Raw genomic sequence first — 12,635 nt, forward strand, 5'->3', positions numbered from 1 at the left:
TCCGGTGACGCCGCACCGTAACACTTGAGGGCATGGAACAAGCTCTCGTTATCGGCGGAAACCGTTACTTCGGACGGCGGTTGGTCACGCTGCTGCGCGACTCCGGCGTTCACGTCAGTGTGCTGAACCGGGGCTCGGCGGCTCCTCCGCCCGGCGTCACCCATCTCGTGGCCGACCGGGAGGACGAGACGGCGCTGGCCGCCGCGCTGGCCGGCCGGAGCTTCGACGTCGTGGTCGACCAGGTCTGCTACACCGCGTCGCACGCGGAGGGCGCCGTCCGGGCGTTCGCCGGCCGCGTCGGGCGTTACGTGATGACCTCCACCATCGAGGTGTACGACACCGGCGAGGCCCGGCCCGCGGGCGTGCCGCTCGGCGAGCACGCGTTCGACCCGGCCCAGTGGCGCATGCAGGACGGGGACGGGTCGTACGGGGAGGGCAAGCGGCAGGCGGAGGCCGTGTTCACCCGCAGCGGGGCGTTCCCGTTCGTCACCGTCCGGGCCGGGCACGTGCTGGGCGCCGCCGACTTCACCGGCCGCCTCGCGTACTACCGCGAGCGGATCGACGCCGGGCTCCCGGTCGCCGTCCACCCGGAGAACCTGCCCTCGTCGTACACCCACGAGGCCGAGATGGCCGACGTCCTGTACTGGGCGGCCGGGGCGGACTTCACCGGTGCCGTCAACGCCTGCTCGTACGGCGAGTTGACCGCAACCGACATCTGCGAGCTCGTCGCGGCCGGACGCCCCTACCGGACGGCGGCGCCCGCGCCCGGCGAGGAGGCCTCGCCGTTCTCCTTCGACCGCTACTACGGCATGGACAACTCCCGTGCCGAGCAGCTCGGTTACACCTTCTCCCACACCCGCGACTGGCTGCCCGAGCTGGTCGCCGCGACCCGCTGACAGGAGCCCACGCACCATGACCACCCGCCGAACGACCACCCGCCGAGTCGGAACCCTCGACGTCAGCGCCATCGGCCTGGGCGCGATGCCGCTCTCGGTCGAGGGCCGCCCGGACGAGCAGCGGGCGATCGCCACCGTGCACGCCGCCCTGGACGCCGGTGTCACGCTGATCGACACCGCCGACTCCTACCACTGGCACGCCGACGAGTACGGCCACAACGAGCGGCTGATCGCCCGGGCCCTCGCCGCCTACGGCCCCGGCGCCGACGGCGTGCTGATCGCCACCAAGGGCGGGCGCGGCCGCCCCGGAGACGGCTCGTGGACCATCGACGGCGACCCGGCGCACCTCCGGCGGGCCTGCGAGGGCTCGCTGCGCCGCCTCGGCGTCGAGGCGATCGGCCTCTACCAGCAGCACCACCCGGATCCGCGCGTCCCGTACGAGGACTCGCTGGGCGCGATCCGCGAGCTGTACGAGGAGGGCAAGATCCGGGCGGCCGGCATCTCCAACGTCTCGGTGGAGCAGGTCCGGCAGGCCCGGGAGATCCTCGGCGAGGCCCTGGTCTCCGTGCAGAACCGCTACTCGCCGACGGTCCTCCAGCACCAGCGGGTGCTGGACCTGTGCACCGAACTCGGCCTGGCCTTCCTGCCCTGGAGCCCGCTCGGCGGCATCGGCCGGGCGGACGGACTCGGCGGCGCGAGCGAGGCGTTCGCGAAGGTCGCGGCCGGGCACGGGGTCAGCCCGCAGCGCGTCGCGCTGGCCTGGCTGCTGGCCCGCTCGCCGGTGATGCTGCCGATCCCGGGTGCCAGCCGGCCGGAGACGATCCGCGACTCGGCGGCCGCCGCGCAGCTGGTGCTCGGCACGGAGGAGCTGGCCCTGCTGGACTCACGAACCCGTTCGTGACGACCACTTCGTGACGACCACGCCCGTCCCGGACGCCGCTTCGTCACCACATGTTCGTACAACTCGATGCGTTCGCCTGACGTACAGCCGGCAGCCATGAGCGGTCCGTCGGGTCGTACCCCGCACGCGCTGTCCTTGGGGCACCGTCCTCCACCCCCGTGACACGCAGAGGTCATTCCACCCATGGCAGAACTGAACCGTCGGCGTTTCTTCCAACTGGCCGGCGCGACCGTCGCGTACGCGGCGCTGTCGCAGAGCATCGCCAAGGCCGTGTCCATCGCCCCGCTGGGCAGCACCGGAACCATCCAGGACGTCGAGCACATCGTCGTCCTGATGCAGGAGAACCGTTCGTTCGACCACTACTTCGGGGCGATGAAGGGCGTGCGGGGCTTCGGCGACCCCCGCCCGGTGACCCTGCCCAGCGGGAAGCCGGTATGGCACCAGACGGACGGCGGCAGGAACGAGGTGCTGCCGTTCCGTCCCCAGGTGAGCGACCTGGGCCTGCAGTTCATCCAGGACCTCAACCACGACTGGGCCGGCGGCCACAAGGCCTTCAACAACGGCAAGTACGACCAGTGGATCCCCGCCAAGACGGCCACCACCATGGCGTACCTGACCCGTGACGACATCCCGTTCCACTACGCGCTCGCCGACGCGTTCACCCTCTGCGACGCCTACCACTGCTCCTTCATCGGATCCACCGACCCGAACCGCTACTACATGTGGACCGGCTGCACCGGCAACGACGGCACCGGTGGCGGTCCGGTCCTCGGCAACCAGGAGGCCGGCTACGGCTGGACGACCTACCCGGAGCGGCTGGAGCAGGCCGGGATCTCGTGGAAGGTCTACCAGGACATCGGCGACGGCCTGGACGCGGCCGGTTCGTGGGGCTGGATCGGCGACGCGTACCGCGGCAACTACGGCGACAACTCACTGCTGTACTTCAACAACTACCGCAACGCGCAGCCGGGCGACCCGCTGTACGACAAGGCCCGCACCGGCACCGACGCCAAGGCGGGCGAGGGCCTGTTCGACGTCCTCCGGCGGGACGTCCAGGCCGGCACGCTGCCGCAGATCTCCTGGATCGCCGCCCCCGAGGCCTTCACCGAACACCCCAACTGGCCCGCCAACTACGGCGCCTGGTACGTCTCCCAGGTGCTCGACGCGCTGACCTCCAACCCGGACGTCTGGGCCCGCACCGCGCTGTTCATCACCTACGACGAGAACGACGGCTTCTTCGACCACGTCGTGCCGCCGTTCCCGCCGTCCTCCGCCTCGCAGGGCCGGTCGACCGTGTCGACCACCGCGGACCACTACCCCGGCAGCACCGGCTACACCGCCGGGCCCTACGGCCTCGGCCAGCGGGTGCCGATGCTCGTCGTCTCCCCGTGGAGCACCGGCGGCTACAGCTGCTCGGAGACCTTCGACCACACCTCGATCATCCGGTTCATGGAGCGCCGCTTCGGCGTCCAGGAGCCCAACATCTCGCCCTGGCGGCGCGCCATCTGCGGTGACCTGACCTCGGCCTTCGACTTCACCACGTCGAACGCGACGCCGGCGGCGCTGCCCTCGACGGCCGCCTACCTCCCGCCGGACAACAACCGCCACCCGGACTACGTTCCGACCCCGCCCGCCACCGGCACCATGCCGAAGCAGGAGCCCGGTGCCAAGCCCACCCGCCCGCTGAAGTACGCACCGTACGTGGACGGTTCGGCCGACACCGGCACGGGTAGGTTCACCCTCACCTTCAGCGGCGGGCCCCAGGCCGGCGCCCAGTTCCTGGTGACCTCGGCCAACCGCACCGACGGCCCGTGGACGTACACCGCGCAGGCGGGCACGTCGATCGCGGACACCTGGAACACGAAGTACTCGAAGGGCGTCACGGACCTGACCGTCCACGGCCCGAACGGCTTCCTGCGCCGCTTCCGCAGCCCCGGCACGACCGCCGCGGCCGAGGTCACCGCGCGCCACAACGCGACCACCGGCAACCTTGACCTGACGTTCACCAACCCGGCCGGCGCCGACGTCGTCCTCACCGTCACCAACGCCTACGGCGGCACCCCGACGACCGTCACCGTCCGCCGGGGCGCGACCGTCGCCTACACCGTCGACCTGAGCGCCGGGGGCAACTGGTACGACGTGACCGTCACCGCCGGCACCACGACCGACTTCGTCCGCCGCCTCGCCGGCCACGTCGAGACCGGCGCCCCGGGCGTCTCCGACCCCGGCATCCTCACCTACTGACCCGCCGCCACCGGCCGACGCACGCCGCCCCGGGCACCCCACGGTGCCCGGGGCAGCCGCGTGCCGGCCCTCACGGCCGGCACGCGGCCGATCACCCGCCGCCCGGCATGGATTCCATGGCCTCCCTGATCCGCTTCTGCATCTCGTCGGGCGGCACGTCCTCCACGTGTGTGGCGACGCTCCACCGGTGGCCGAACGGGTCCTCGAACATGCCGGACCGGTCGCCGTAGAACTGGTTCTTCACCGCCTCGAGCTCCTTGGCGCCCTGGGCGAGGGCCTTGGCGAAGACCGCGTCCACGTCCTCCACGTAGACGTAGAGGTTCACCGGTGTGCCGCCCAGGGTCTTCGGCCCGCGGAATCCCATCTCCGGGAACTCGTCGGCGAGCATGACGACCGAGTTGCCGAGCTGGATCTCGGCATGGCCGATCCTGCCGCCGGGTGCCGGTGCCCTCATGCGCTCCGTCGCGCCGAGGACGGAGACGTAGAAGTCGATCGCCGCCGACGCGCCGTCGACGGAGATGTACGGCGTGACGCGCGGATACTCGTCGGGGATGGGCTTGACGCTCACCGTCTCCCGCCTTTCCGATCAGTGATGATCATTTCCGGTGGCCGCTGTGGCCACCGGTGTGGATAGGGAGCGCATTCCGGACTGCGGAATCAGAATGGCATGAGCCGTCGTGCCGCGCGGCCCGAGGAGCGGCTGCTTCGTGCGCATGGGTCAAGCGGCAGGGCACCCCTGGCCAGGCTGGTTCCTGATCCGGTCGGTCGAAGCACCCGCTGTACGCCGGTGCCCGGCGCGCTCGGGTGAGCGGGCCGGGCACCGGTGGAGCTGGAGGGAGAAGGCACGATGGTGGGTCCTCCCCATGCGGCGGGTCGCGAGGTCGCGCGGTCCCGGCGGAAACAGACCGAAGCCTCGCGGCTCAACGGGTCGGAGTGAAGGGATTGCGCATAACGAATGCCTAAAAACCAAGTCAGTGAAGACAGTTGAAGAACAACTGGTAGTGACGTCGGCCGGCAACGGAAGCAACGGTTTGACGCGTTCCCTTCAAGTAGCCCCAAAGGCTCGGACCTCTCCGGTAGGGTCCCCGATTACGGGCGGCGCGACGAGACGGTTCCTTGGCGATGGTTGCGCTGGTCGGCGTCCGTCCGGGACGGACATCTCGGGTGTGGGGGTGGGTGGGTGACGACATTAGGGCAGCAGCTGCGGGAGTTGCGCCGCGCTGCGGGACTGACGCAGGAGGAGCTTGCCGAGGCTGCCGGGTTGGCGGCCAGGTCGATCAGGGATCTGGAGCGGGGTCGCCGGGAGCGGCCGCAGCGTCGCACGTTGGAGATGCTGGTGTCGGCGCTGGGGCTGGCCGAGGCCGACGCCGCCGCGCTGCTCGCTGCTCGCTCCGGTCGGCGGGGAGGTCCTCCCGCCGATGAGGGTGCGACGGGATCCGGTCTGCTCGATCGCCGCGGCCAGTTGGCGATCCTGGAGCGTGCGGCCGGTGAGGCCCGGGCCGGCCGCGGTGCCGTGGTGCTGGTGCGTGCGAGTGCGGGTATGGGCAAGACCTCGCTGCTGAACGCCTGGGCCGCCGCTGAGCACGCGCGGGGGTTCCGGATCGTGCGGGCCGCCGGGGGAGAGCTGGAGCAGGACTTCGCCTTCGCGGTACTGCGGCAGTTGGCAGAGCCGCTGCTGGCCCGGGCCGGCGGTGCCGGGCGGGAACGGCTGTTGTCGGGCCCCGCGGAGCTGGCCTCGCACGCCCTGCGCGTGGAGGGACCCGGCGAGGGTGGCGGGTTGTCGGCCGAGGCGTCACTGGGTGTGCTGCACAGCCTGTACTGGCTGATGGTGCACGTCACGGATGACGGGCCGGTCGCTTTGGTGATCGACGACGTCCACTGGGCGGACGGTCCTTCCGTGCGCTGGCTGGAGTACCTGGCGCGGCGTCTGCGTGGTCTGCCGTTGCTACTGGTGCTGGCGGGACGGCCGGACAGCGGGACCCAGGTCGAGCCGCTCCTGGAGCAGATCGCCGGACAGCCGGACTGCCTGCCCGTCGAGCTGCCCGCGCTGAGCGCCGACAGCGTGGCCCGGCTGGTGCGGGAGAGCCTGGGGCGGGACGCCGAACCACGGTTCGTCGCCGCCTGCATCGAGGCGACGCAGGGCAACCCGTTGCTGCTGCGCGAGTTGCTGCGGACCCTGGCCGACAACGGGGTCAGGCCCGAGGGCGATCAGGTGCATCTGGTGGAGGAGTGCCGCGGCCGGATCCTGGCGGTCACCGTGGTCAGGCGGCTGGCGGGCCAGCCGGAGCCGACCCGTCGTCTGGCCCGGGCCCTCGTGGTCCTGGGGGACGGCGCTGCCTGGCATCTCGTGGCCGACCTGGCGGGGCTGGGCGAGGCGCAGGCCCGGGAGCACGGCCGCCGGTTGCAGCTGATCGGCGTGCTGGCACCTGGTGAGGTGGCGCGGTTCGACCACCCCCTGGTGCGCGCCGCGATCGCCGAAGCCGTCGTGGGGCCGGTGGAGTTGGCCGCCGGGCACGCGCGGGCGGCCCAACTGCTGCGGCGTGAGGGCGCGGCCGGCGATCTGGTGGCCACCCATCTGCTGCTGGCCGAACCGAGCGGTGAGGCCTGGCGGGTCGAGACCCTGAGGGAAGCGGCCCGGATGACCCGTGGCCGAGGGGCGCCGGAGATCACCACGACCTATCTGCGCCGCGCCCTGCGGGAGCCGATGTCCGTCGAACAGAGTGCTCCTCTGTTGCTGGAGCTGGGCTCGGCCGAGCTGCAGCTCGATGTCGACGCGGCCAGGCATCATCTGACGCAGGCATCGACCGCGTTGCCGGATCCGTACGCCCGGGCCGAGGCGGCCTACCTGCTCGCCAACGCGCTGTCCATCAGGCACGAACACGCCTGCGCCGTCGAGGTCCTCACCCGTGCGGTGGAGGACCTGCGGCAGGCGGAGGACGGCAGCGGGATCGCCCGTGAGGTGTCGTGGTATCTCCAGGCCCAGATGCTGCTGATCGGCTACGAGCAGTTGTCCACCCTCCCCACTGCCCGGCAGCAGGCGAAACAGCTGTGGGAGCACAAGCTGGCCGGTGACACGCCGGGTGAGTGCGCGGTCCTGGCCGCACTGTCCGCCTCGGCCGCCACCGGGGACGCCAGCGCCTCGGTCACCAACGACCTCCTCGACCGGGCCCTGCGTGGTGGGCTGGCGGCCATGGACCAGTCGCAGATGCTGGTGAGCCTGGCCGGGATGGCGTTCGTGACCACTGACCGTCTCGACGACGCGGCGGCGCGGTTCGACCAGATCGCCGACGTGGGTGGACGCTGGGGCTCGCTCCTGATGACGTCGGCGGCGATGGTGTGGCAGCTGACGGTCCGGACGCGCCGGGGCCAACTGCTCCCGCTCACCCCGGACTTCGGGCACCCGGCCATCGCAGCCGCGCAGGGCGTGGAGCCCCGGGTGCGGCTGGGGCTGATGGCCCACGTCGGCGAGTCCCTGATCGAGCGGTGCGATCTGGCCTCGGCGGCGGGGCTGCTGCTGCCCGATGCGGACACCGATCGGGCGGGGTGGACGTGGCAGGGGCCGATGCTCCTGGTCCGCGGCCGCTTGCACGCGGCACGGGGCAATCCGGCGGCCGCACTGGCGCTCCTGCTGGAGTACGGCGCGCAGGAGAAGCGGGCGCAGGTCTCGAACCTGGCCATGACGCCCTGGCGGTCGCGGGCGGCGCTGCTGCACCTGGCGCTCGGACAGCGGACAGATGCGATCCAACTTGCCATGGAGGAACTGGAGTTGGCCCACCAGTGGGGCACTGGCCGGGTGATCGGCGTGGCCTCGCGCTGCCTGGGTGTCGTCGTGGGCGGCTCTGAAGGCGAGGCCCTGCTGCGCGAGGCCGTCGCCGTGCTGGAGCCGTCCCCGGCCCGCCTGGAGCTGGCCCGGGCCCAGTACGAGCTGGGGGCCGCCCTGTCGCGTACGGACGGTGAGAGCGGCCAGGCCCGCCGGGTCCTCACCGAGGCACTGGACCTCGCCGAGACCTGCGGCAGCGTTCTGCTGGCCGGTCGGGTGCGACGCGCGCTGGCCGCAGTGGGGGTGCGGCCGCAAGCCGCGCCGGCGGTGGCGCCGAGCCTGTCGCTGACCGAGTACCGGTTGCTCGAACTGGTCGGCGCCGGTCGCAGTGACCGTCAGGTCGCCCAGGCCCTGCTACTGACTCCGCAGGACGTCGCGGGCATGGTGGAGCGAGTGAGCCGAATCCTGGGGGTTACCAGCCGCGCGGACCTGGGACGCCTGGTCTCTGCCATGTAGGTACGGCACGGGCTCGGACCTCCCGGTGCGAGAGGTCCGAGCCTGTGCCGACGAACTGGTTACTGGAACTGCTCCCAGGGGCCGATGGCGCCGGCGCGGGCGCGGAGCTCGGCGTAGTTGTCACCGCCGTACCCGAGTTCGGCCGAGACGTACTTGCCGTTGGCGTTCGACTTGATGGCGTAGCCGTCGCCGCTGGGCTCGAGGCTGAACTGCTCGAAGCCTGCCACGACGTCGGCGCGGGCGCGGAGCTCGGCGTAGTTGTCACCGCCGTACCCGAGTTCGGCCGAGACGTACCTGCCGTTGGCGGAGGACCGGATCGAGTAGAGGCCGTTCCGGCTGTTGCGGCACAGGTTGAACTGCTCGAAGCCTGCCACGACGTCGGCGCGGGCGCGGAGCTCGGCGTAGTTGTCACCGCCGTACCCGAGTTCGGCCGAGACGTACCTGCCGTTGGCGGCCGACCTCAGGGGGGTGGAGTCCGTCACACAGGCGGTCTCGTCCGGGGCGCCGCTCCCGAGCACACGGCTCAGGTAGCTCTGGTACGCCTGGAGCGCCCCGATGGCCCGGCCGAGACTGGGAGTGGCGGCCGGGAGCTCGTTCCAGGTCAGCTCCCGCTGGTGGCCGTGCCGCCAGCCCCGGGTGTGCACCGCATCGGTGCGCGGGTTGTCACTCCTGGGGTCCTTGGCGTCGACGTTCTGCCCGTTGTCCTCGAAGGACTGCAGGGCGTAGGCGCCCCAGTCCTCGCCGCCGCCCCAGGAGAAGAGCTGCAGGTAGGGCGTGGGGTAGTTGAGGTTCTGCATCACGACCGCGCCCTCGTTGCCGCCCACGTAGGTCGCGACCTTCTGCTTCTGCGGGTTGAAGAGCACGAACCGGCTGCGGTCCCCGATCCGGATCCACTGGCAGTACTGGTTGGAGGCGTCGAACTGCTTCAGCCAGACACTGTCGTTGTCCGGACTGGCGCACAGGACACGGTCGGGCCAGCCGCCGTTGGTGAGGTACATCGGCCCGGTCACCGACTGCGTCCACGTGGCCGCGGAGGCGGGGGTCGCGGGCAGGCCGGCGAGGCAGACCAGGGCCGTACTGGCGGCAACGGCCGCGGTCCGCAGGCGACGAACGACGGAACGGGCGGTGGGCAGGAAACTCTTCATCGGTCTGATGTCCTCAGCTCTTCGGCGCCAGTGCGTAGCGGACGGTCTGGGTCTGGATGAGCCCGTTGCGGAAGACGAACGTGTCCACGCCGTGCCGCGCCTGGTTGCTGTCGGAGTCGGCGGACCACTCCAGGAAGAGGACGTCGCCCTCGAAGGTCTGGATCGTCAGGTCCCACGTGGCGTGGGGGAGGTCGGCGAACAGCTGGGCGAAGCCCTCGCGGACGCCGTCGCGCCCGTGCCGGACGCCGGTCGGGGTGATGAAGGCCGCGTCGGGGGCGTAGTTCGCGACGATCCCGTCGAGGTCCTCGGCGAGCAGCGCCTTGCCGTGGCTCTGGAAGATCTCCTGTGGGGTTCGGGAGCTGAGTTCGCTCATGGGCGGCACCTTCCTGTGCTCGATGAGGCGGATGGTCGCTTGTGTCGCTTGACCGCGTACAGCTGAACATCGAGACGGACAGGGGCACCAGGAAGAAGTACCGGACGGTCTACCGGAAGATCTGCCGGAAGAACCCGTGAATGGGGATGGGTGTTCGCCATCACCGCCGTGGCCTGCCTCGTGGGTGCATCCCTCGGGAGAGCCGCCGGGAGCGGCAGGCGGCGCCCCCGATCCCGAGAGCGGCACGATCCTGACTGCGGCCGGAGCCGGGCGGGTCGGCTTCGTGGACGCGGACGACATCGCCGCCGTGGCCGTGCACGCCCTCACCGGACGGCCGCGCGCCCAACGGCGACCTGGTCCTGACCGGGCCGCAGGCGCTCAGCCACGACGACGTCGCCGCGATCCTCACCGAGGTCATCGGCCGTCCGGTGGTCCACCGCCACCTCACGTACGACGAGCTGTGCGACCGTCTGGCAGCCCTGATGCCAAGGGAGTTCGCGACGATGCTGGCCGGTATGGATGGCGCCATCGCGGAGGGAGCCGAGGACCGCACCACCGACACCGTCCGCCGCCTCACCGGCCGCCCGCCGTCCGGCTTCCGGCAGGTCGCCGAGCGCGAGCTGAATCGGGGCCGATGACACGCACCCCGGGTGTGTGCGTTGAGCGGTGCCGGTCACCAGTCCCAGCGGGTAGGGGCGGGGCGCGGGCCCGTCGGCCACGCGCCAACGCGGTGGCGTCCGCACATCGCCGGTCAGGCCGGCGGGTTCGGGTGGGTCAGGCCGCGGTCGTAGGCGAAGATCACGGCCTGCACGCGGTCCCGGGCGCCGATCTTGGCGAGCACCCGGCCCATGTGGGTCTTGACCGTGGACTCGGCGAGAACCAGCCGTCGGGCGATCTCGGCGTTGGTCCAACCGTGGGCGACGGCGACGAGGATCTCCCGTTCGCGGTCGGTGAGGGAGTCCAGGCGTGCGTCGGCAGCGGGCGTCGTGCCGGGTGGTCGGACCGGCAGGCGGTGGGCGTAGGCGTCGAGGAGGCGCCGGGTGATGGCGGGGGCGACGACGGCGTCGCCCTCGGCCACCGCGCGGATCCCGGCGAGGAGCTCCTCGGGACGGGCGTCCTTGAGGAGGAAGCCGCTGGCGCCGGCGCGCAGCGCGGCGTGGGCGTACTCGTCGAGGTCAAAGGTGGTGAGGACGAGGATGCGAGACCGGCCGCCGGTGGCGACGATCTGACGGGTGGCCTCGATGCCGTCCATGCCGGGCATGCGGATGTCCATGAGGACGACGTCGGGCCGCAGGTCTGCGGTGAGGCGGACGGCCTCGGCGCCGTGGGCGGCTTCGCCGACGACCTCGGTGTCGGGCTGGCTCTCCAGCAGCATGCGGAAGCCGTAGCGCTGGAGTGGCTGGTCGTCCACGATGAGGACGGTGGTCACGTCGGGCTGCCTGTCGGGTCGGGGGTGAGGTCGAGCTCGGCCTCCACGGTCCATCCTGCATCAGGGCCGGGACCGGCCGTGACCGTGCCGCCGTACAGGGCCGCGCGTTCGCGCATTCCTGAGAGGCCGTGGCCCTCGGCGGCGCCGTGCGCGGACACCCGGGCACGACCGCTGGGGCCGGTGTCCTGGACTCGTACCCGCAGCTTGGCGTTGTCGGCGGTCAGGGTCACGTGGACCCGTGTGTCGGGGCCGGCGTGCTTGAGCGTGTTGGTGAGCGCCTCCTGGACGATGCGGTAGGCCATGAGCTGGACGCCGCGGTCCGGTTGGTCGAGGTCGCCGGCCGCGGTGTAGACAATGTGGGGCCCGGCGGCGCGGATGCGCGCGCACAGGGCGTCGACATCGCCGATGCCCGGTTGCGGGGCGAACTCGGCGGCCTGGTCGCCCTGGTCGCGCAGGACCCCGAGCATGCGCCGCAGCTCGCCGAGCGCCTGCCGACTCGTCTCCCCGATCAGCAGCAGCGCCTCGCGGCCCCGGTCGGGGGACGCCTGGGCCGCGTAGGCGCCGCCGTCGGCCAGCGTGACGATCACCGACAGGTTGTGGCCGATGATGTCGTGCATCTCGCGGGCCACCCTGGCGCGCTCGTGGGCCGCGGCGAGTCGGCTGCGCTGGTCGCGCTGATCTCCAGCCGTGCCGCGCGTTCGCGCAGCCCGGCGAGCTGGGCGCGCCGGATCCGCACGGCGATGCCGAGGGCGACCGCGGCGGTCGCGGCGCTGAACAGGAAGAACAGGGCGTCCCCGAACGCCACCCCCGCGGACAGCCGCACGGCGACCAGGGCCACGGCGCCGGCCATGGCGCCGCAGGCCCAGGCCAGCTTCCGCAGGCTGCCGTGCAGGGCGAGGCTGTAGAGGGCGACCAGCAGGGCCGCGTCCGCGCGCAGCGCCGCGCCGAGCGACCACTGGACCACGAACACGACCATGATCGCCGCGAACGCCGCGGCGGGCCGGCGGCGGCGCCACAGCAGGGGCAGCACCAGGCCGGCCTGGAAGGCCAGCATCGCCGGCAGGGGCAGGTGGGTGAAGACGATCCGGTGCGCGTGGGGCCCGTCTGCGTCGCCGTGGAACGGGCCGGTGGCGCTGCCCCGGAGGAGGTCGGGCACGCAGAACAGCACGAAGACCACGGCGACCACGGCGGTGTCCAGGACCCAGGGGTGGTTGCGGTCCGCCTGCCGGACGCGCTGGCCGATCCAGGCCAGGCGGGCGAAGACCGGGTGGGCCGACAGCGGGTCGGTGCCCGGGGCGGCGGCGTGGTGGTCGTTCAAGGTTGTCACCTGTCCATCGTCGCCTGGTCGTGCGGAGGCACCGGGCCGGTCGG

The 12,635-nt window shown here is 71.9% G+C and carries 8 protein-coding genes and 2 pseudogenes; 5 read left to right on the forward strand and 5 right to left on the reverse strand.

Annotation, left to right across the window (positions count from 1 at the left end; genetic code table 11):
- Positions 1-32: 32 nt before the first annotated feature.
- From F7Q99_RS26275 to F7Q99_RS26285, 3 genes are all read left to right on the forward strand, one after another.
- Positions 33-896, forward strand: a complete 864-nt coding sequence (locus F7Q99_RS26275) for an NAD-dependent epimerase/dehydratase family protein (RefSeq protein WP_153465317.1) — start codon at positions 33-35, stop codon at positions 894-896.
- A 16-nt stretch (positions 897-912) separates the two neighbouring features.
- On the forward strand, positions 913-1,797 hold the full coding sequence (locus F7Q99_RS26280) for an aldo/keto reductase (RefSeq protein WP_153465319.1): 885 nt from the start codon (positions 913-915) through the stop codon (positions 1,795-1,797).
- A gap of 183 nt (positions 1,798-1,980) precedes the next feature.
- On the forward strand, positions 1,981-4,041 hold the full coding sequence (locus F7Q99_RS26285) for a phosphocholine-specific phospholipase C (RefSeq protein ID WP_153465321.1): 2,061 nt from the start codon (positions 1,981-1,983) through the stop codon (positions 4,039-4,041).
- Between the two features lie 91 nt (positions 4,042-4,132).
- On the opposite strand, the gene F7Q99_RS26290 is transcribed toward F7Q99_RS26285, so the two are convergent.
- A complete protein-coding gene (locus tag F7Q99_RS26290) occupies positions 4,133-4,609 on the reverse strand; it encodes a VOC family protein (protein ID WP_326847127.1) in 477 nt (158 codons plus the stop codon).
- 612 nt (positions 4,610-5,221) lie between these two features.
- Here F7Q99_RS26290 and F7Q99_RS26295 point away from each other — a divergent pair.
- On the forward strand, positions 5,222-8,317 hold the full coding sequence (locus F7Q99_RS26295; protein WP_195911177.1) for an ATP-binding protein: 3,096 nt from the start codon (positions 5,222-5,224) through the stop codon (positions 8,315-8,317).
- Between the two features lie 59 nt (positions 8,318-8,376).
- Here the strand turns inward: F7Q99_RS26295 and F7Q99_RS26300 are convergent, their stop codons facing one another.
- Entirely contained in the window at positions 8,377-9,462 is a 1,086-nt protein-coding gene (locus tag F7Q99_RS26300; protein WP_153465325.1) for a fascin domain-containing protein, read from the reverse strand.
- Between the two features lie 13 nt (positions 9,463-9,475).
- A complete protein-coding gene (locus F7Q99_RS26305) occupies positions 9,476-9,835 on the reverse strand; it encodes a nuclear transport factor 2 family protein (RefSeq protein WP_153465327.1) in 360 nt (119 codons plus the stop codon).
- Between the two features lie 235 nt (positions 9,836-10,070).
- On the opposite strand from F7Q99_RS26305, the pseudogene F7Q99_RS26310 reads away from it, so the two are divergent.
- A pseudogene (locus tag F7Q99_RS26310) lies at positions 10,071-10,473 on the forward strand (ergot alkaloid biosynthesis protein); the annotation flags it as partial.
- 113 nt (positions 10,474-10,586) lie between these two features.
- Here the strand turns inward: F7Q99_RS26310 and F7Q99_RS26315 are convergent.
- Both F7Q99_RS26315 and F7Q99_RS26320 read right to left on the reverse strand, forming a co-directional pair.
- Positions 10,587-11,264 (reverse strand): response regulator transcription factor, encoded by a 678-nt coding sequence (locus tag F7Q99_RS26315; protein ID WP_326847128.1) that lies wholly within the window; start codon positions 11,262-11,264, stop codon positions 10,587-10,589.
- Positions 11,261-12,582 (reverse strand): annotated as a pseudogene (locus F7Q99_RS26320) (sensor histidine kinase). Before F7Q99_RS26320 ends, F7Q99_RS26315 begins: the two are co-directional and overlap by 4 nt.
- Positions 12,583-12,635: the final 53 nt, after the last annotated feature.

It is taken from the genome of Streptomyces kaniharaensis, assembly GCF_009569385.1.
Lineage (GTDB): Bacteria > Actinomycetota > Actinomycetes > Streptomycetales > Streptomycetaceae > Kitasatospora > Kitasatospora kaniharaensis.

Coding starts and splice junctions, on each gene's coding strand:
- F7Q99_RS26300 (WP_153465325.1), bottom strand. CDS start 9,462: ATGAAGAGTTTCCTGCCCACCGCCCGTTCCGTCGTTCGTCGCCTGCGG.
- F7Q99_RS26275 (WP_153465317.1), top strand. CDS start 33: ATGGAACAAGCTCTCGTTATCGGCGGAAACCGTTACTTCGGACGGCGG.
- F7Q99_RS26305 (WP_153465327.1), bottom strand. CDS start 9,835: ATGAGCGAACTCAGCTCCCGAACCCCACAGGAGATCTTCCAGAGCCAC.
- F7Q99_RS26285 (WP_153465321.1), top strand. CDS start 1,981: ATGGCAGAACTGAACCGTCGGCGTTTCTTCCAACTGGCCGGCGCGACC.
- F7Q99_RS26280 (WP_153465319.1), top strand. CDS start 913: ATGACCACCCGCCGAACGACCACCCGCCGAGTCGGAACCCTCGACGTC.